Here is a 17817-nt window from a genome sequence, read left to right as displayed (position 1 = left end):
GCAGCGCGCTTGTCACGGCCAAGACGCTGCAGGAACCTCATTTCATAAGATATTGAACAGGCGGCCCATTTTAGGGTCCCCACCTCCCAGCTGCGTCCATAATGCCTGTAAATGACATTTTCTACACCTTGTTTTTTACCTGTCCGCGCAGGCGAGGCGGCTCGGCGGCGAGGTGGATATCGCCACCTCGGGCCAGACGGACGAGCACGCCGCCGAGGCTCCATTGCCGGGCTCCGCCGGCAGGCAAGGCGACGCCGATAGCTTGCGCGAGCGTTTCCAGTCTTTCCAGCCGCAGGCCGTAGGGTTTCCCGGCTTCGCCCGGCCGGATTCGATCGATGGCGCGTTCGAGAAGCCGCAGCCTGATCTCGGCCGGCGCGGCACGATAGACAGAGCCATCCAGAACGCCTTCGGTGCCATCCTGCCGGAAGGCCCGGGCGAAATCGGCCGCTGCGATCGCCTCCAGGGCGTCGGCGCTGCGCGCCGCCCGCTCGGCCAGCAAGGCGAGACGCCGGGAATCGAGACCGAGCGGAGCGAACTCGGCAAGGAGATGGCGCAGGCGCACCCGTTCGAAATGGCTGTTGCGGTTGGAGGGATCCTCGGTCCAGGCGATGCCCTCGGCCTCAAGAGTCGCCACCAGCCTCGCCTTGGGGATAGCGAGGAGGGGGCGAAGATGCGTGAGTCCGTTGCGCATGCTCTCGGGGCGCATGGCGGCAAGCCCATCGACCGACGATCCATGCAGCAGGCGCATCAGCACGGTCTCGGCCTGATCGTCGAGGGTGTGGGCGGTGGCGATGGCATCGGCGCCGATCTCCACGGCGGCCTCCGCCAGCAGGGCGTAGCGGGCCGTGCGGGCGCTTTCCTGCAGCCGTGAGGAGGGCTTGGGGCCGCTCCAGTGGCGGACGAGGCAGGGCAGGCCGAGCCTCTCCGCCTGGCCAGTGACGGCAGTGCATTCGGCCGCGCTTTCGGGGCGCAGGGCGTGGTCGATGGTGACGACCGTGAGGCGGGTGCCTGGATGCGCTTCCTGCCAGCGGGTCGCCAGCAACATCATCGCCGTGGAATCGGCGCCGCCGGAGACGGCGAGGACGACATGGGAACGGGCGGCGAAAGCAGCGAAGAGCGAGTGGAGTTCGTCCAGGGCGATGGGGTCGGGCAAGGGCGCTCTTCTCTCAAGAGTAGGCACGAGCCTTCCCCAGATTCGTGGGGAAGGCTTCACGTCGCGCCCTTAGCTTAGGCTCCCAGCTCACCCAGCCGTACAGGCGTTGCGCTTGATCTCGCGATCGGCGCCGCTCAGGATCGTCGGTCCGGCCTTGGGATATTTACTGGCCACGGCCTGGAGGGCGGCGCAGGCCGCGTCCTTCTCGCCCATGGCGGCCAAGGTGATGCCGAGCTTCAGCATGCTCGCCGGCGCGCGGCTCGACTTGGCGTAGCTCTTGGTCACCTTGAGGAACTGCTCGGCCGCATCGGTGTATTGCTTGCGCTGGTAGAGGCTCTCGCCGATCCAGTGGATCGCATCCGGCACGCGCTTGTCCTTGGGGTGGTTCGCCACGAAGCTGCGGAAGGCGGCCTCGGACTGCTCATATTGCCGGTTCTCGAACAGGCGATAGTCGGCGGTGTATTCCTCCTCGGGCGTTCCGGGCGCTGCAGCAGCCGGAGCGCCGCCGTCCATGCCGGCGTCCGGCGCGTTGCTGGCCAGCGGCCGGTTGGTGTCGACGGCGATTCCCGGCAGGCCGGTTGCCGAGGTCGGCGAGTTCACACGCTGCTGACGCGGCGGGGGCGCCGCCGCCGGCTGGTCGTCGCCGGTCTGGTCCTGCATCGCCACGTCGGTGTTCTGGTTGTCGGGCGGAATGCTGCCGAGATTCTGAGGCGGGGTGCCCGGCCCGTTCTGGCCGCTACGCTGTTTCTGCGGCACGGGCTTGGGTGGCGGCGCCTTGCCGCCTCCGCCACCACCGCCTTCCAGGGCCTGCAGGCGATACTCCGTATCCTCCTGCTGGCGCTTCATGTCGTCCTGGAGCTTGCGGATCTGCGACTGCAGGTCGTCGATCTGGCCGTTCAGGCGGCGGTTGTCGCCCTCCAGCCGCTGCACCCGCACCAAGAGATCGCCCATGGTGGAATCCTGGGCCACGACATAGCCGCCGCGCGGGGACGATGGCGCCGCGGGGGCCTGGCCATAATCCTGCGGCGGTGCGGCCTGGCCGCTGTCCTGCTGGCTCTGGTCATAGGTGGCCTGCCCGTCGTTCTGGCGGCCATAGCCATCCTGGGGGCGCGGGTCGGGATAGGCCTGCGGGTCCCGATATGTCCGATCCTGATAGGTCTGGTCCTGCCCAACCGAGCCGGGCGGCATCAATCCATCATCATATTGGGCAGCGCGAGCCAGGCCCGGGGACAGCGCCAGTGTCACGGCCAGGGACACGGTCGCCAGGAGCGCGGCGGAGACGGGGCGGAGCAGGGGGCGGCTCATAGGGCGGCTCTTGGGGTTGCAAATCGATCCAGGATTGGACATGTCGATACCACACAGGCCAAGTCAGGCGAAACTTTGAAGAACCGGCTTTCCCCATGAGAGAATTAGCCAAATGATCAGTAATTCTGGCGGCGTGCTTAATGGCGACGGCCACCACCTGCCGCTACGGGTTTATTACGAGGACACGGATTTCTCCGGCATCGTCTACCATGCCAACTATCTGCGCTTCTTCGAGAGGGGCCGGACCGAGTTCATCCGGGCGCTGGGCGTCGACCAGATGGCGCTGCATCGCGAGGAAGGCATCGCCTTTGCCGTACGCTCGATACGGGTGGACTTCCTGCGGCCCGCCCTCATGGACGACATCATCGAAGTCCAGACCAAGGCCGGCCTCGTGCGCGGGCCTTCGCTCAACCTCTCGCAGACGATCCGCCGCGGCGAGGAAGTGCTGACCACGGCGGAGGTTCTGGTGGTCTGCATCAAGGGCGGCAGGCCGCAAAGGCTGCCGGAGGTGCTGCGCAAGGTGCTGGCAAGTTGGAAGGGGGAGGCCTGAGAAGACCGTGCCTGGCTTAATTCGCCGCACCTTCCGATCCATGTTGCACCGCATCATGAACAAGAAATGTTAAAATCTTCCCTGCCGTAACCCGACATTAACGATACGGATGGTCAATAGGCCGGAAATCTGCCGCGCTTTGCGGCGAGGGAAAGGTGCCGTACTGCGGTCACATTCAAAAGCCAAAAGGACCAGGGATCGCTGACGTTGTTGCCCTGCACAACGTCGCCCATGGATTTCCTGAGTATCGTTTGGTGTGAGGTAGGCTCGCCGGCTTCAGGACGAGGATTTGGACGTATGGACTCGACAGCGGATATTGCCCAGACAGCACTGGCTCCCGTCGCGGATGTGAGCCTGATCGGATTGGTTCTTCACGCGGGACTGGTGGTGCAGATCGTCATGATCGGCCTGATGATCGCCTCGATCTGGTGCTGGGCCATCATCATCGACAAGACGATCCTGTTCTCCCGCTCCCGTGCCGCCATGAACCGCTTCGAGCAGGTCTTCTGGTCCGGCCAGAGCCTGGAGGACCTCTATCGCTCGCTGTCGCAGCGCCAGAACAATTATGGCATGGCCGGCCTGTTCGTCTCCGCCATGCGCGAATGGAAGCGCTCGCTGGAGACGCCTAACCGCTCTTTCCTCGGCCTGCACGCCCGCATAGAGAAGGTGATGGACGTCACCATCCAGCGCGAGGCCGAGCGTCTCGAATCCAAGCTCCTGGTGCTCGCCACCGTCGGCTCGTCGGGGCCCTTCATCGGCCTGTTCGGCACTGTTATCGGCATCATGACGGCCTTCCAGTCGATCGCCGCCACCAAGAACACCTCGCTCGCCGCCGTGGCGCCGGGCATCTCGGAAGCGCTGTTCGCCACCGCGATGGGCCTGGTCGCCGCCATTCCGGCCGTGATCGCCTACAACAAGTTCAACGCCGAAGTCGCCAAGCAGCAGGGACGGCTCGAAGGCTTTGCCGACGAGTTCTCCGCCATCCTGTCGCGCCAGATCGACGAGCGCATGGCTGCTTGAATCTGGCCGCCCGAAAGGGCTGTGACGACCGACTCTCTTTTTCCAAGGATTGCATCATGGCTGGAAGTGTAGCGGCAGGGGCAGGCGGTTCGGGTGGCGGCACGCGCCGTCGCCGCAGCCGCCGCAAAGCGCCGATCGCCGATATCAACATGACGCCGTTCATCGACGTCATGCTCTGCCTGCTGATCATCTTCATGGTCGCCGCACCGCTGCTGACCTCGGGCGTGACGCTGGACCTGCCGAAGACGGCGGCTGGAGCGGTCTCCGTGAACAAGAAGCCGCTGACCATCTCGGTCAAGCAGGATGGCGGCGCCTATATCAATGACAGCGAGACGCCGGAGCCCAACCTCCTCGACAAGCTCAAGTCGATGGCCGACAACGGCGCGGGGCTCGATGACCGCATTTTCGTGCGCGGCGACAAGAACGCCAATTACGGCCAGGTCATGAACATCATGGGGATGATGTCGGCGGCCGGCTACAAGAAGGTGGCCCTGATCACCGATCAGAAGAATTGACGACGACTGCGATGGCCGACAGGCGCCAATCGAAAAGGCCGGTTTGAGTAAAATGCGTGATTATGGACTTCCCGTTTCGGCGATTGTGCACGCGGTGTTGATTGGCGCGCTTCTATTTGCGTGGCCGGCTGCCGCGCCGCTTGAATCGACGCCCGAAACGGTGATCGATACCATTTCCACGGCGGAATATAACGAGATCATGAAGGGTGATCCGTCCGCACAGTCTGCGCAATCTTCCGACACCCCACAGACTTCCAACCAGGCCAGCGGCTCATCCGCCAGTTCGCCCACACCCTCGCCACCTATGCCGCCGATGCGCGATGTGCCGGACCAGCAGGTCGCCGACAATTCCGACGACCAGCCGCCGCCCCCGCCGCCGCCCAGCCAGGCGAAGAACGACGCCGTACCGACGCCACCCATGCCTCCAACGCCGCCGCAACCCCCCAAGCCGGACACCAAGCCCGACAAGGTCAGCACGGACGCATTGGCCAAGATGGCCCAGGCCGCGGCGGATGCCGCCGCCAAGGAGCAGCAGGCCAAACAGGCCGAGGCCGCAAGGCAGGCTCAGCAAAAGGCTGCGGAACAGAAGGCCGCGGAACAGAAGGCTGCCGAGCAGAAAGCCGCAGATCAAAAAGCGCTGGCTCTGAAGATGGCGCAGGCCGCGCAGGATCAGGCGGCCCAGGAAGCCGCCAAGAAGGCCGCTGCCGACAAGGCCGCGCAGGATGCCGCCAAGGCTGCTGCCGAGAAAGCTGCCCAGGAGGCCGCGGCTAAGAAGGCAGCTGCCGACAAGCAGAAGCTGGCCGACGCTGAAGCTGCAATTGAAAAGGCTGCCGCAGCCAAGAAGGCTGCTGCGGATAAGCTCGCTGCACAGCAGGCACAGGCTGCCAAGCAAGCCGCTGCGCTGAATGGGATCCAGGGGTTGCTCGCCAAGCGCCAGGCGAAGGAAGGTACCAAGCTCGCTAGTGCCGGCCCTGCCACCACGCCAAGCAAGCCGTCCGGACGAGCCGGCAATACCAGGGACAATGTCGGCCAGACTGCATCGACCGGTGCTCCTGAAGCAACAGGCAGAAAGGCCACGGCGACCGAGCAAATGGCTATGCAAGGCATGATCAACAACCAGATCCGAGGCTGCCTCAATCTTCAGCTTGGCGTGAATGGTGACCAGGAGAAGGCAACAATCCGGCTTCATATGAATGAGGACGGCACAGTCGCTCAAACTGAACTTGTCGATTCGACGAGTACGACTGTCGCCGGAGCGGTCACTCGCGCCATCAAGCGATGCATCACATCGGATAATCCGCTCAAGTTCAAACCCGAACTCTACGCCTCGTGGAAGGTCTTTAACTACGTCGTCAGGCCGGGCAGTTTCTGAGACGGCGCGTAGAGTCTGCAAATACGAGAGATAAGAATGTCCATCGCCTCCTTCTTACAAGCCAAAGTCCGTTTGTGCGCGGCCGCTTTGGCTCTCATTCTCGCGAGCGCGACCGTACCGGCGGTAGCGCAAGATAGGATCATGACACTCAACTTTGACGGTGGAGCAGGAATAACGCCCACCTCCGTCGCCATCATGAACATCAGCGGCGGCGGCAAGGACCTCTCCGGCATCATCTCCAACGACCTGAGCCGCTCCGGGCTGTTCCAGCCGATCGATCCCAAGGCCTTCGTGGAACAGGTCGGCCCCAATGCCCAGCCGAATTTCGGCAGTTGGCAGACTTTGAATGCGCAGGTGATCGTCGCCGGCCAGGTCGTCCCATCAGGCAGCGGTCTCAGCATTCAGGTGCGCGTGTGGGACGTCGCTCAGGGCAAGCAGATCGCCGGCCAGCAATTCACGACGTCCGCGAACAACTGGCGCCAGCTTGCCCATGTGGCTGCCAACACGGTGTTCAAGGCCGTTACCGGCGAACCAGGTGCCTTCGATACACGCGTTGCCTACATTGCCGAGTCCGGGCCCGCTGACAAACGGGTGAAGCGTCTTGCCGTGATGGATCAGGACGGCGCCAATGTCGTCTATCTCAGCCGCGGGAACGACCTGGTGCTGACGCCGCGCTTCTCGCCGACCAACCAGGAGCTGACTTATCTCTCCTTCGGCGATGCCGATCCGCGTGTCTTCCTTGCCAATATCCAGACCGGCCAGCGTGAGGTGGTCGGCAACTTCCCGGGCATGACCTTCTCGCCGCGTTTCTCACCGGATGGCCGCAAGGTGATCATGAGTCTTGAGAACAACGGCGCCTCGACCATCCAGGTCATGAACCTGCAGTCGCACCAGAGTTCCCAACTCACGGATGGCAGCGCCATCGACACGTCGCCCTCCTACTCGCCGGACGGCAGCCGCGTGGTGTTCGAGTCCGACCGCGGGGGCACCCAGCAGATCTACATCATGAACGCAGACGGCTCGAACCAGCAGCGCATCACCTCGGGTGACGGCGGTGCCCGCTTCTCGACGCCGGTCTGGTCGCCGCGCTCCGACCTCATCGCCTTCACCCGCCAGATGGGCGGCAAGTTCGGCATCGGCATCATGAAGCCGGACGGCACGGGCGTGCGCATGATCACCGAGGGCTTCCACAATGAGGGCCCGACCTGGGCGCCGAACGGCCTCTACCTGATGTGGTTCCGCGATCTCGGCCAGGGCCCGCAGCTCTGGCAAGCCTCGATCTTCGGCACGCCCGAGCAGCGCGTGCCGACCCAGGGCTATGCCTCGGATCCGGCCTGGTCGACCAATATGATGGCCTCCCGGTAGAACTGACGACAGTTTCAGATTGAACGTGAAGCCGCCCTCCTGACACCTCGTCAGGAGGGTTTTTCTTTATAGCGGCGTCACGATCCGCTCTGGGCGGAACATCCCTCCGTCGCTGGGTGTTTTCCCTCTGAGACCCATCAAATAGGCGCCTTTGCATGGGAGATTGGGCATTGGGGAACGTATCCCGCGCCGGATAGTGGAGATGCAAAGGCCCCAATGGAAGGAGGTCGCCATGGCTGACCTGGATCTGCGGGGAGAAGAGGATATCGTCGTCGTTGATATCAAGAAGCGTCTTCTCGATACCGATCATGAGGGCAATAGCTGGCTACTCGCCAAGGACGACAAGGGTGAGCTGTTCGTCGAGCATCATTGTCGGGCGGGCGCGAACGGCGATGGCGATATTCGCGTCATCTCCCTGATCGATTTCCTCAAAACCCAGGCGCGTACCCCCGCGGCGCGAGAACTCACCCGGCTCGTCGGCCTGATTGTCGAGGATGCCGAGGCGACCTCGGAGACATCGTGACTATCCGGCGTCCGCTATGACTTCGCCGGTGCGTTGGCCGTGCCTTCCGTCGCAACGATGACATCGGACTTCAGGCGCTTGGCGTAGCGCTGGGCCAGGACGGCGCAGGTCATCAGCTGGATCTGGTGGAACAGCATCAGAGGCAGAACGATGGCGCCGATGTTCTGGCCGGCGAAGATGACGGTCGCCATGGGCACGCCGCTGGCGAGGCTCTTTTTCGAGCCACAGAACACGATGGTGATCTCGTCCTCCTTGGAGAAGCCGAGCCAGCGGCTGGCATAGGTGGTGGTCAGCAGCACCAGCACCAGCAGGAGGGCGTTGACGAGCACCATGGTGAGCAAGGCCATGGCCGAGAATTCCTTCCACAGGCCCGTCGCCACCGCGTCCGAGAAGGCGAGATAGACGACCATCAGGATCGAGCCGCGGTCGACGTAGCTCAGCCCCGCCTTGTGGCGGCGCATGAAGTCGCCGATCCAGGGCTGCAGCACCTGGCCGAGCAAGAAGGGCAGCAGCAGCTGGCTGACGATGGTCAGCAGCACATCGGTGGAAAAGCCGACGCCGCGGGCGCTGAACAGCAGGCCGGCGAGGATCGGCGTGACGAAGATACCGATGATGTTGGAGCCGGAGGCCGCGCAAACAGCCGCCGGCACATTGCCTCCAGCCATCGAGGTGAAGGCGATCGAGGACTGCACGGTCGAGGGCAGGATGGACAGATAGAGGATGCCGCTGGCCAGCGCTGGGGTGAGTGCCGCGGCAAGCCCATAATCGAGGACAAGCGCCAGGATGGGGAAGAGCACGAAGGTGGAGAGCACGATGGTGAGGTGCAGCCGCCAATGCGAGAGGCCGGCGATCACCGTCTGCCGCGACAGGCGCGCGCCGTGCAGGAAGAACAGCAGGGCGATGGCGAAATTGGTGGCATAGCCGAAATAGACGGCCGGCTGTCCGGAGATGGGCAGGAAGCTCGCCAGGATGACCGTGGCGACCAGCATCAGGGTGAAATTATCGGGGCGAAATCGGGAAAGCAAAGGGATGGCCGCTATTGACTGGGACGAGGAAGCATAGACGGCTTGCCGCCGTGCTGCACTCAAAATGGGGTGATGGTCGCTTCCAGCCAGTTCGTCCCGGGTGCGCGGACATCTTGTCCGCTCTTCCATTCCTGCGACAGTATCGTTTCCAAGAGGCGGACAGGATGTCCGCGCACCCGGGACTACTACGCCCTTTGAAAGGCGCTCGGCCTTACGACGACGGGGTCGATATTCGGGCCCCGAAAGTAGCGCACTTCGCCATTGCTGGCGAAGATGGTGGCGTTGAGGAGCTTCAAGCCCACCGGCTTGTTGGTCTCGCCGGCGCGCAGGGCCGGCAGGTCGGCTTCAACGATGGTGCGCTGGGCGCCGAGTGCCACTTCCAGGCGGCGGGTGGCGCCGACGCGGCGTTGCGCCACCACCACGCCGTTGAGCGTGCCCGACGCCGGCTCCACGGGGGCGACATCGTGCGGACGCACGAAGAGCGTGGCGGGCCCATCCGGCAGGCCTTCGGCATTGAAGGGCAGGGTGGTGCCTTCGAACCGGATCCGCCCTCCGGTCAACGTCACCGGCACGCGGCTGGATTCGCCGATGAAGCCGAAGATGAAAGGCGTGGCGGGATGGTCGTAGATCTCGTCGGGCACGCCGAGTTGGTCGATTCGGCCCTTGTCGAGCACGGCGATGCGGTCCGACAATTCCAGCGCTTCGTCCTGGTCATGGGTGACGAAGATGGTGGTGTGGCCGGTCTTGTCGTGGATGGTGCGCAGCCATGAACGCAGATCCTTCCGCACCTTGGCGTCCAGTGCGCCGAAGGGCTCATCCAGCAGCAGCACCTTGGGCTCTACCGCAAGAGCTCGGGCGAGCGCCACGCGCTGGCGCTGGCCGCCGGAAAGCTGGGCCGGGAAGCGCTGGCCATAAGCGCCGAGCTGTACGAGTTCGAGGAGATCGGCCACGCGCTTGACGATCTCGGCTTCGGCCGGGCGCTTGCCTCGTGGGCGTACGCGCAGGCCATAGGCGACATTGTCGGCCACCGACATGTGCCGGAACAGGGCGTAATGCTGGAAGACGAAGCCGACGCGGCGCTCCTGCACGCTGAGGCGCGAGGTGTCGTCCGCGCCGAAGAAGACGGTGCCTGTGCTGGGCTGCTCGAGCCCGGCGATGATGCGCAGCAGCGTGGTCTTGCCCGAGCCGGAGGGGCCGAGCAGGCCGAGCAGTTCACCCGACTTGATGTCGAGATCGATGCCGTGCAGGGCAGGCGAGATACCGTAGCTCTTGGTGAGGCCCGTAACGCGGATATCCATGGTCACGAACTCCTTAATGTTTGGCGCCGCGCGCCAGCTCATCCCCATAGCGCCATTCCAGGATGGTCTTGGCGACGAGGGTGACGAGGGCGAGCATGGCGAGAAGGGAGGCGACGGCAAAAGCGGCTGTGGCGCCGTCCCCGCCGCCCTCATAGAGGATCTGGATGTGCAGGGGCATGGTGTTGGTGCCGCCGATGACGTGGCCGGAGACCACGGAGACGGCACCGAACTCGCCCATGGCGCGGGCATTGCAGAGCAGCACGCCGTAGAGCAGGCCCCAGCGGATGTTGGGAATGGTCACCGTCCAGAACATCCGCAGCGGCGAGGCTCCTAGTGTCAGGGCCGCTTCCTCGTCCGACTTGCCCTGCGTCTGCATCAGCGGGATCAGTTCGCGCGCCACGAAGGGGAAGGTGACGAAGATCGTCGCGAGCACGATGCCGGGCAAGGCGAAGATGATGTGGATGCGATGGGCGTTGAGCCAGGGGCCGAACAGGCCCTGCGCGCCGAACAGCAGCACGAAGACCAGGCCCGCCACCACCGGCGACACCGAGAAGGGCAGGTCGATCAGGGTGATCAGCAGGCTTTTGCCCTTGAATTCGAACTTGGCGATGGCCCAGGCGGCAATCACGCCGAAGACAACGTTGAGCGGCACGGCGATGGCGGCGACGCCGAGCGTCATCCAGATCGCTGTCTGCGTGTCCGGATCCTCGAAGCTCGCGAAATAGGCTGCCGCCCCGGTACGGAAGGCTTCGTAGAACACCTCGATCAGCGGCACCACGAGGAAGGCAGCAAGAAAGACCAGCGCGATGCCGATAAGCATCCGCCGCACCCAGCGCGACTCGGTGGTGACGTTGTGTTCGCGCGAAACCGGCGGCTCGCGGTAAAGTTCGATTGCGAGCTCAGACATCGCCTGTCCTCTTGCGGCTCCAGGCCTGGATGAGATTGATGATCAGCAGTACCGCGAAGGAGATCGCCAGCATGATAATGGCTATGGCGGCGGCGTCCGCATATTTGTTCTGCTCGAGCTTCTGGAAGATCAGGCTGGGCACGATCTCCGAGACGTAGGGAATATTGCCGGCGATGAAGATCACCGAGCCATATTCGCCCACGGCCCGGGCGAAGGCGAGGGCGAAGCCCGTCAGGACGGCAGGAAGCAAGGGTGGCAGCAGCACCCGCGTCACCGTCTGGAAACGAGTGGCGCCGAGCGTGGCGGAAGCCTCCTCGATCTCCTTGTCGATCTCCGCCAGCACCGGCTGCAGCGTGCGCACCACGAAGGGCAGGCCGATGAAGACGAGGGCGACGAAGATGCCCTTGGGCGTGTAGGCGACCTTGATGCCTCCCATGGCGAAGAACTGGCCGATCCAGCCATTGGAGGCGTAGAGGCTCGATAGCGCCAGGCCGGCCACCGCGGTCGGCAGGGCAAAGGGCAGGTCCACCGCCGCATCGACCAGACGCTTGCCCGGGAAATCATAGCGCGACAGCACCCAGGCCACGATCACGCCGAACACGACATTGACGATAGCCGCCAGGAAGGAGATGCCGAAGGTGACGCGCAGTGCTGCGAAGACCTGCGGTTCCAGCGCGATCGCCAGGATGCCTGAGGGGCCGAGCACGGCGGATTTGTGCAGCAGGGCCGCCAGCGGGATCAGCACGATCAGGCTGAGGTAGAGGATGGTATAGCCGAAGGTCAGGCCAAAGCCCGGCAGGGCGCTGGGCGCGACGAAGGAGGCTCGGGGGCGGGCGACTGCGGCCTGCCGGAGGGCGGTATCGGCCATGGGGATTTCCTATCCTACGGCGGTGCCGGGGATGACAGCCCTTCCTGCTTGGGCATGTTCATCGACCGCCGGCCAAAAGTCATGCATATCCTAGCCCTTGGGCTTGTAGATCTGGTCGAAGATGCCGCCATCCTCGAAATGCTTGGGCTGCACGGTCTTCCAGCCGCCGAATTGCGGGTCGTTGATGCTGAACAGCTTCAGCTTGGCGAAACGGGCGAGATCAGCCGGATCGGCTGCCGAAGTGTCGAAGGCGCGATAGCCATTATGGGCGATGATCTTCTGCGCGGCCGGGGTGTAGAGAAAATTCAGATAGGCCTCCGCCTGCTTGCGAGTGCCCTTGGCATCTACATTGCCGTCAACGACCGCGACAGGCGGCTCGGCCAGGATCGATTCCGAGGGCGTGACGATCTCGAACTTGTCGGCGCCGAATTCCTGCAGGGTCAGATAGGCTTCGTTCTCCCAAGCGATCATCACGTCGCCGACCTCGCGCTGGGCGAAGGTGATGGTGGCGCCGCGGGCGGCGGAATCGAGCACCGGCACATTCCTGTAGAGAGCGGCCACGAAATCGCGTGTCTTGGCCTCGTCCCCGCCGGTCTTGTCCCACGCGTAGCCCCAAGCGGCGAGGTAGTTCCAGCGCGTACCGCCGCCGGTCTTGGGATTGCCGGTGATGACCGCGACGTCCGGGCGGACGAGATCGTCCCAGTCCTTGATGTTCTTGGGATTGCCCTTGCGCACCACCAGGACGATGGTCGAGGCATAGGGCGTGGAATTGCGGGGCAGGCGGGACTGCCAGTCGGCCGGGATCTTATCCGTTGCCTTGGCGATGGCGTCGATGTCGTTGGAGAGGGCCAGCGTCACCACATCGGCATCGAGCCCGTCGATGACGGCGCGCGACTGCTTGCCCGAGCCGGCATGCGACTGCTTGATGGTGATGTCCTCGCCGGTCCTGGCCTTCCAGTCGGCGGCAAAGGCCTTGTTGATTTCCTTGTAGAGCTCGCGCGTGGCGTCATAGGAGACGTTGAGGAGTTCGGCCGCATGGGCGCGTGAGGGGCTGCCAAAGGTCATCCACAGCACGAAGCCGAGCGCGAGCAGGACGACGAGCGTGTCCCTGAGGCGTGCGAAGGAAGTTCTGGTCATTTCACAGCCCTGGGCCGGCATTGGATAATTCTACGTCGCTGAGGCCTTATCTACTAAATCAATCGACAATGTCAATGTGTTAAATTGGATAAATTCCACAAATAATGTGTGTTATTTGGAGTAGCGGTCTCCGACCGCCCCCTTCTTGTCTCGGGCGCTTCGCTTTGGGGATGGCGGTCAGAGACCGCCACTCCAACGAAAAGCGGGCCGCAGGGGCCCGCTTCCGTGTCAACGAGGGTCGCTTCTATTATTGCGGCTTGTAGATCTGGTCGAAGATGCCGCCATCGTCGAAATGCTTGCCCTGCACATTCTTCCAGCCGCCGAACCTGGGATCGTCGATACTGACGAGCTTGATCTTGGCGAAGCGGGCGAGATCGGCCTGGTCGGCGGCGGCAGAATCGCTCGGGCGGTAGTAGTCGTGGGCGATGATCTTCTGCGCGGCCGGGGTGTAGAGGAAGTTCAGATAGGCCTCGGCCTGCTTACGCGTACCCTTGGCATCGACATTACCGTCGACGACGGAGACTGGCGGCTCGGCGAGGATCGAAGTGGGGGGATTGACGATCTCGAACTTGTCGGCGCCGAATTCCTGCAATGCAAGGAAGGCGTCATTCTCCCAGGCGAGCAGCACATCGCCGGTCTCGCGCTGGGCGAAGGTGATGGTGGAGCCGCGGGCACCCGAATCGAGCACGGGAACATTCTTGTAGAGGGCGCCGACGAAGTCCTTCGCCTTGCCCTCATCGCCATTGTTCTTGTCGAGGGCGAAGCTCCAGGCCGCCAGGTAGTTCCAGCGTGCGCCGCCGCTGGTCTTGGGATTGGGCGTGATCACGGAGACGCCGGGCTTTACGAGATCGTCCCAGTCCTTGATGTTCTTCGGATTGCCCTTGTGCACGACGAAGACGATGGTGGAGGTATAGGGCGAGGAATTGTGGGGCAGGCGGGTCTGCCAGTTCGCCGGGATCTTGTTGGTGGCGGAGGCGATCGCATCGATATCGGCCGACAGCGCCAGCGTCACCACATCGGCGTCCAGCCCGTCGATGACCGAGCGAGCCTGCTTGCCCGAGCCGCCATGCGACTGCTTGATGGTGAGGTCCTCGCCTGTCTTGGCCTTCCAGTCGGCGATGAAGGCGACATTCAGATCCTTGTAGAGTTCACGCGTGGGATCGTAGGAGACGTTCAGAAGCTCGGCGGAATGAGCACCGGGGGCTGCGGCGAATGTCATCCACAGCACGAAGGCCAGGGCAAGGAGCACGGCCAGGGTGTCCCGGAGGCGCGCAAGGCGAAGCGAGTTGTTCCAAAGAGGGTCGTTCATCGGGTCCGTTTCCAACCAGGAATATCAACTGGCCCGTAATGTCCACTAAATCAATCGACAATGTCAATCTATAATACGCAAAAATTTATGGGAAATTTGATATTTCACACTCATGGAATGTGTTACTCATAGCATGTGTGACAATATTGCATCGCTGTGTGGCAAAGGGTTCCCGCCTTGCGCCTGCCCGCTCCGGGCCACCTTTGCGCCGGATTTTCACAGCACTTCCTTAACCATAACGGCAGTTTAAAGGTAGCGGCACGGTGTTACCGGGCTGCAACGCTCGGGAAAACTCCGCGAACAAGGTTTCCAGAACGTTCGATTAACCAGCTTTCGCTATGCCTCATTCACCAATTCTGACGACCGGAGGAGTAACCGGAATGATGACGTCCCTGCGTGCGGTCCACGGACTGCGCTTTGCCGCTGCGCTGACCTGTGTTCTCGCGCTCGCGGCTTGTAAGAGTACATCGGGCACGGGTGCCAACGGCATAGGTGGCGCCGGCGGTGCGGGCTATGGCGCCGGCGGCGCGGCCTCGCCCGGCAGCCCGCAGGATTTCGTCGTCAATGTCGGTGACCGCGTGCTGTTCGAGGAAGACCAGTCCGACATCACCAGCATCGGCCAGGAGACCCTGAACAAGCAGGCCCAATGGCTGAAGGCCTATCCGCGCTACACCGTCACCATCGAAGGCCATGCCGACGAGCGCGGCACCCGCGACTACAACTTCGCCCTCGGCCAGCGCCGCGCCCAGGCCGTGCGCGACTACCTGATGGCGCAGGGCATCTCCGGCGGCCGCATGAAGACGATCTCCTACGGCAAGGAACGCCCCGTCGCGACCTGCAACGACAATTCCTGCTGGTCCCAGAACCGTCGCGCCGTCACCGTGCTGAACGGCGCCGGGAATTCGTAACTAGGGAGCGCGGACTTCCAGTCCGCTCCTGAACCATCACATTATCGAAAAAGGCGGAGAGCCAGTCACAGGCTCTTCGTCTTTTCTTTTTACCTTGCCGCTTCAAGATCGGACTGGAAGCCCATACTCGGACGCGTCTTAATTAGGCTGCGCGTAATGCTTCCTGTACAGCCGCCGGGGCTCGTTCGATGACCAGCAGATAGGCGCGTGCAGGACCCTCGGGCTGCCGAAGACCCTGCTCCCAGTGACGCAACGTGTTCACACTGAAGCCAAAACGCGCAGCGAACTCTTCCTGGCTCATGTCGAGCTTCGCACGGGTAGCCTTCACATCAATGACCTTGGGAATATGGACACGATAAGTGCCTTCTCCCGCTTCGCCCTTGGCGTAGGCCAGTGCCTCTTCGAGGCCCCGCTTGATACTGTCTGCAATCCTGCTCATCTTCTTTTGCCCCGATAAGCCTCGGCCAAGAGGGTTGTTATCTGTTTGAATGCGTTTTTGTCCTGCTGGCTGACGTCTGAACGCTCGTTCTTCGCATAGGCAGTCAGAAGAAAAAGCGGCATATCTCGGTCGTGATAGAAATAAATCACTCGAGCACCACCACGTTTTCCACGCCCACTGAAGTGCCCACCGCAACTTGCGTACGCCACCGGTCCCGGGAATCAGATCGCCTGCTGTAGTGTTGTAGGCAAGGTAATCCACCAACAGAGCCTGATCAGTCTCGTCCATCAATTTGCTGACCGCAGACAAATATTCTTGCATTTCAACGACCGTGACCGGCGGCAGATAAGGCATAACCACACTACTCCAACGGACTAGCTTCTACAAGCACGCCCAGTCACTCCTCGTCCGCGAACAGCGTCATCTGCGGCGGGGTGGAGCTCGGCACGGCGAGACCCAGATGCTTGAAGGCATGCGCGGTCAGCATGCGGCCGCGCGGGGTGCGGTTGAGGAATCCTTGTGTCAGCAGATAGGGCTCGATGATGTCCTCGATGGCATCGCGTGGCTCGGACAGGGCGGCGGCGATGGTCTCGATGCCCACCGGCCCGCCGCCGAAATTCATCGCCAGCAGGTTGAGGTAGCGGTTGTCCATGGCGTCGAGCCCGGCCTGGTCGACCTCGAGTGCGAGCAGGGCCTTGTCGGCGATGGCGCGGGTGATGGTCTCGGCGCCGAGCACCGAGGCGAAGTCGCGCACGCGGCGCACCAGGCGGCCTGCGATGCGCGGCGTGCCGCGGGCGCGGCGGGCGATCTCGTTGGCGCCGTCATCGGCGATCGGCGCGCCCATCACGCGGCCCGAGCGCTTGACGATCAGTTCGAGCTCCTCGACCGTGTAGAACTGCAGGCGCAGGGGAATGCCGAAGCGGTCGCGCAGCGGCGTCGTCAACAGGCCTGCGCGCGTGGTGGCGCCCACCAGCGTGAACTTGGCGAGATCGATGCGCACCGAACGCGCGGCCGGCCCCTCGCCGATGATGAGATCGAGCTGGAAATCCTCCATGGCCGGATAGAGGATTTCCTCCACCGCCGGGTTCAGGCGGTGGATCTCGTCGATGAAGAGCACATCGCGCTCTTCCAGATTGGTGAGCAAAGCGGCAAGGTCGCCGGCCTTGGCGATTACCGGGCCGGACGTGGCGCGGAAATTGACGCCGAGTTCGCGCGAGACGATCTGGGCCAGCGTGGTCTTGCCGAGACCGGGCGGCCCGACGAAGAGCACGTGGTCGAGCGCCTCGCCGCGCTTGCGGGCCGCTTCGATGAAGACGGCGAGGTTTTCCCGCAGCTTGGCCTGGCCGACGAACTCGGACAGGTCCTGCGGGCGCAGCTTGGAGTCGACGGCGTCTTCCTCGCGCGAGTCGCCGCTGATCAGGCGGCCCGGCCTCGGCGGCTCCGCGGCATTGGTCTTGCGCGGCGGCTTCATCGGGCCAGTTCCTTGAGGCCGAGGCGGATGAGCCTGGCGGTCTCGGCGCCTTCACCGGCCTCGCGCAGGGCGGCCGCGACAGCCGCGGAAGCCTGCGTCTGTGCGTAGCCGAGATTGACGAGAGCGGAGACGGCATCGCTGACCGGTCCGGGCGCGCGCTTGTCCCCGAGCTCGGCCTGCAGGCCGATCACGTCGGACGGCACATGGCCGAAGCTCGGCACCTTGTCCTTGAGCTCGGTGACGATGCGCTGGGCAACCTTGGGGCCGACACCGGGCGAACGGGCGACAGCGCTTTTGTCGCCAAGCGCGATGGCGGAAGCAAGGTCGGCCGGCTTGAGGGTGGAGAGGATGGCGAGCGCCACCCTGGTGCCGATGCCCTGCACGGTCTGAAGCAAGCGGAACCAGTCGCGCTCATTGTCGCTGGAAAATCCGAACAGGCGGATCTGGTCCTCGCGCACATAGGTCTCGATGGCGAGCGCGGCCGCCTCGCCCGGGGAGGGCAGGGTGGCGAGCGTACGGCTCGAACAATAGACGATATAGCCGACGCCCTGCACGTCGAGGATCACCCAATCCTCGCCGTAGCTGTCGATGATGCCGCGCAGTTTGCCGATCATGAAAGTCCTCTCAGGGCGCTTTTAGCGCTTTGCCATGA

Annotated in this window: 19 protein-coding genes; 7 read left to right on the top strand and 12 right to left on the bottom strand. The window is 63.5% G+C overall.

Annotation, left to right across the window (positions count from 1 at the left end):
- Positions 1–121: 121 nt before the first annotated feature.
- Both tilS and ybgF read right to left on the bottom strand, forming a co-directional pair.
- Positions 122–1153 carry a tRNA lysidine(34) synthetase TilS gene (gene tilS, locus ACMDCR_RS26095; protein WP_413989406.1) on the bottom strand — a complete coding sequence of 344 codons (1032 nt, stop codon included), beginning with the start codon at positions 1151–1153 and terminating at the stop codon, positions 122–124.
- Between the two features lie 87 nt (positions 1154–1240).
- The gene (gene ybgF, locus ACMDCR_RS26090; protein ID WP_413989405.1) at positions 1241–2458 is read right to left on the bottom strand and encodes a tol-pal system protein YbgF; all 1218 of its coding nucleotides are present in this window, start codon (positions 2456–2458) and stop codon (positions 1241–1243) included.
- Between the two features lie 112 nt (positions 2459–2570).
- Here ybgF and ybgC point away from each other — a divergent pair, with 112 nt between their 5' ends.
- The 6 genes from ybgC to ACMDCR_RS26060 all read left to right on the top strand — a co-directional run bounded on the left by ybgC (position 2571) and on the right by ACMDCR_RS26060 (position 7803).
- Positions 2571–3008: a tol-pal system-associated acyl-CoA thioesterase gene (gene ybgC / locus ACMDCR_RS26085; RefSeq protein ID WP_413989404.1), complete on the top strand. Its 438-nt coding sequence runs from the start codon at positions 2571–2573 to the stop codon at positions 3006–3008.
- A gap of 297 nt (positions 3009–3305) precedes the next feature.
- Positions 3306–4028, top strand: coding sequence for a protein TolQ (tolQ, locus tag ACMDCR_RS26080; RefSeq protein WP_413989403.1), 723 nt, complete (start codon positions 3306–3308; stop codon positions 4026–4028).
- A gap of 56 nt (positions 4029–4084) precedes the next feature.
- Positions 4085–4543, top strand: a complete 459-nt coding sequence (locus ACMDCR_RS26075; protein WP_413989402.1) for an ExbD/TolR family protein — start codon at positions 4085–4087, stop codon at positions 4541–4543.
- 52 nt (positions 4544–4595) lie between these two features.
- Positions 4596–5915, top strand: coding sequence for a cell envelope integrity protein TolA (tolA, locus tag ACMDCR_RS26070; protein WP_413989401.1), 1320 nt, complete (start codon positions 4596–4598; stop codon positions 5913–5915).
- A gap of 141 nt (positions 5916–6056) precedes the next feature.
- On the top strand, positions 6057–7280 hold the full coding sequence (tolB, locus tag ACMDCR_RS26065; protein WP_413989400.1) for a Tol-Pal system beta propeller repeat protein TolB: 1224 nt from the start codon (positions 6057–6059) through the stop codon (positions 7278–7280).
- A gap of 232 nt (positions 7281–7512) precedes the next feature.
- Entirely contained in the window at positions 7513–7803 is a 291-nt protein-coding gene (locus tag ACMDCR_RS26060; protein ID WP_413989399.1) for a hypothetical protein, read from the top strand.
- A gap of 14 nt (positions 7804–7817) precedes the next feature.
- On the opposite strand, the gene ACMDCR_RS26055 is transcribed toward ACMDCR_RS26060, so the two are convergent.
- The 6 genes from ACMDCR_RS26055 to ACMDCR_RS26030 form a co-directional block, all read right to left on the bottom strand.
- On the bottom strand, positions 7818–8792 hold the full coding sequence (locus ACMDCR_RS26055) for a bile acid:sodium symporter family protein (protein WP_413993732.1): 975 nt from the start codon (positions 8790–8792) through the stop codon (positions 7818–7820).
- A gap of 221 nt (positions 8793–9013) precedes the next feature.
- Positions 9014–10126, bottom strand: a complete 1113-nt coding sequence (locus ACMDCR_RS26050) for a sulfate/molybdate ABC transporter ATP-binding protein (protein ID WP_413989398.1) — start codon at positions 10124–10126, stop codon at positions 9014–9016.
- A 13-nt stretch (positions 10127–10139) separates the two neighbouring features.
- On the bottom strand, positions 10140–11033 hold the full coding sequence (gene cysW / locus ACMDCR_RS26045; protein WP_413989397.1) for a sulfate ABC transporter permease subunit CysW: 894 nt from the start codon (positions 11031–11033) through the stop codon (positions 10140–10142).
- Entirely contained in the window at positions 11026–11901 is an 876-nt protein-coding gene (gene cysT, locus ACMDCR_RS26040) for a sulfate ABC transporter permease subunit CysT (protein ID WP_413989396.1), read from the bottom strand. Before cysT ends, cysW begins: the two co-directional genes overlap by 8 nt.
- 90 nt (positions 11902–11991) lie before the next feature.
- On the bottom strand, positions 11992–12966 hold the full coding sequence (locus ACMDCR_RS26035; protein WP_413993731.1) for a sulfate ABC transporter substrate-binding protein: 975 nt from the start codon (positions 12964–12966) through the stop codon (positions 11992–11994).
- Between the two features lie 319 nt (positions 12967–13285).
- Complete coding sequence (locus tag ACMDCR_RS26030; RefSeq protein WP_413989395.1) at positions 13286–14347, bottom strand: sulfate ABC transporter substrate-binding protein; 1062 nt, start codon at positions 14345–14347, stop codon at positions 13286–13288.
- A gap of 380 nt (positions 14348–14727) precedes the next feature.
- Between ACMDCR_RS26030 and pal the strand changes: the two genes are divergently transcribed.
- Positions 14728–15255 carry a peptidoglycan-associated lipoprotein Pal gene (pal, locus tag ACMDCR_RS26025; protein WP_413989394.1) on the top strand — a complete coding sequence of 176 codons (528 nt, stop codon included), beginning with the start codon at positions 14728–14730 and terminating at the stop codon, positions 15253–15255.
- Between the two features lie 142 nt (positions 15256–15397).
- Here the strand turns inward: pal and ACMDCR_RS26020 are convergent, their stop codons facing one another.
- The 4 genes from ACMDCR_RS26020 to ruvA form a co-directional block, all read right to left on the bottom strand.
- On the bottom strand, positions 15398–15556 hold the full coding sequence (locus tag ACMDCR_RS26020) for a helix-turn-helix domain-containing protein (RefSeq protein ID WP_413993730.1): 159 nt from the start codon (positions 15554–15556) through the stop codon (positions 15398–15400).
- Between the two features lie 134 nt (positions 15557–15690).
- A complete protein-coding gene (locus tag ACMDCR_RS26015) occupies positions 15691–15816 on the bottom strand; it encodes a hypothetical protein (RefSeq protein WP_413993729.1) in 126 nt (41 codons plus the stop codon).
- Between the two features lie 275 nt (positions 15817–16091).
- Positions 16092–17165 carry a Holliday junction branch migration DNA helicase RuvB gene (ruvB, locus tag ACMDCR_RS26010; RefSeq protein WP_413989393.1) on the bottom strand — a complete coding sequence of 358 codons (1074 nt, stop codon included), beginning with the start codon at positions 17163–17165 and terminating at the stop codon, positions 16092–16094.
- Positions 17162–17779 (bottom strand): Holliday junction branch migration protein RuvA, encoded by a 618-nt coding sequence (ruvA, locus tag ACMDCR_RS26005; protein ID WP_413989392.1) that lies wholly within the window; start codon positions 17777–17779, stop codon positions 17162–17164. Before ruvA ends, ruvB begins: the two co-directional genes overlap by 4 nt.
- Between the last annotated feature and the right edge of the window lie 38 nt (positions 17780–17817).

Origin of the sequence: Labrys okinawensis, from assembly GCF_047345005.1 — a bacterium.
GTDB classification, from domain to species: domain Bacteria; phylum Pseudomonadota; class Alphaproteobacteria; order Rhizobiales; family Labraceae; genus Labrys; species Labrys okinawensis.
Note: the sequence above shows the minus strand (reverse complement) of the source record. Positions and strands in the feature narration are given on the sequence as shown.

What these genes read in the sequence shown, in the direction of transcription:
- ACMDCR_RS26015 (WP_413993729.1), bottom strand. Translation starts at nt 15,816, where the DNA reads ATGCCGCTTTTTCTTCTGACTGCCTATGCGAAGAACGAGCGTTCAGAC.
- ybgF (WP_413989405.1), bottom strand. Translation starts at nt 2,458, where the DNA reads ATGAGCCGCCCCCTGCTCCGCCCCGTCTCCGCCGCGCTCCTGGCGACC.
- pal (WP_413989394.1), top strand. Translation starts at nt 14,728, where the DNA reads ATGATGACGTCCCTGCGTGCGGTCCACGGACTGCGCTTTGCCGCTGCG.
- tolB (WP_413989400.1), top strand. Translation starts at nt 6,057, where the DNA reads ATGACACTCAACTTTGACGGTGGAGCAGGAATAACGCCCACCTCCGTC.
- ACMDCR_RS26030 (WP_413989395.1), bottom strand. Translation starts at nt 14,347, where the DNA reads ATGAACGACCCTCTTTGGAACAACTCGCTTCGCCTTGCGCGCCTCCGG.
- tolA (WP_413989401.1), top strand. Translation starts at nt 4,596, where the DNA reads ATGCGTGATTATGGACTTCCCGTTTCGGCGATTGTGCACGCGGTGTTG.
- ruvA (WP_413989392.1), bottom strand. Translation starts at nt 17,779, where the DNA reads ATGATCGGCAAACTGCGCGGCATCATCGACAGCTACGGCGAGGATTGG.
- ACMDCR_RS26060 (WP_413989399.1), top strand. Translation starts at nt 7,513, where the DNA reads ATGGCTGACCTGGATCTGCGGGGAGAAGAGGATATCGTCGTCGTTGAT.
- cysW (WP_413989397.1), bottom strand. Translation starts at nt 11,033, where the DNA reads ATGTCTGAGCTCGCAATCGAACTTTACCGCGAGCCGCCGGTTTCGCGC.
- ACMDCR_RS26050 (WP_413989398.1), bottom strand. Translation starts at nt 10,126, where the DNA reads ATGGATATCCGCGTTACGGGCCTCACCAAGAGCTACGGTATCTCGCCT.
- cysT (WP_413989396.1), bottom strand. Translation starts at nt 11,901, where the DNA reads ATGGCCGATACCGCCCTCCGGCAGGCCGCAGTCGCCCGCCCCCGAGCC.
- ruvB (WP_413989393.1), bottom strand. Translation starts at nt 17,165, where the DNA reads ATGAAGCCGCCGCGCAAGACCAATGCCGCGGAGCCGCCGAGGCCGGGC.
- ACMDCR_RS26075 (WP_413989402.1), top strand. Translation starts at nt 4,085, where the DNA reads ATGGCTGGAAGTGTAGCGGCAGGGGCAGGCGGTTCGGGTGGCGGCACG.
- tolQ (WP_413989403.1), top strand. Translation starts at nt 3,306, where the DNA reads ATGGACTCGACAGCGGATATTGCCCAGACAGCACTGGCTCCCGTCGCG.
- ybgC (WP_413989404.1), top strand. Translation starts at nt 2,571, where the DNA reads ATGATCAGTAATTCTGGCGGCGTGCTTAATGGCGACGGCCACCACCTG.
- ACMDCR_RS26035 (WP_413993731.1), bottom strand. Translation starts at nt 12,966, where the DNA reads ATGACCTTTGGCAGCCCCTCACGCGCCCATGCGGCCGAACTCCTCAAC.
- ACMDCR_RS26055 (WP_413993732.1), bottom strand. Translation starts at nt 8,792, where the DNA reads ATGCTGGTCGCCACGGTCATCCTGGCGAGCTTCCTGCCCATCTCCGGA.
- ACMDCR_RS26020 (WP_413993730.1), bottom strand. Translation starts at nt 15,556, where the DNA reads ATGAGCCAGGAAGAGTTCGCTGCGCGTTTTGGCTTCAGTGTGAACACG.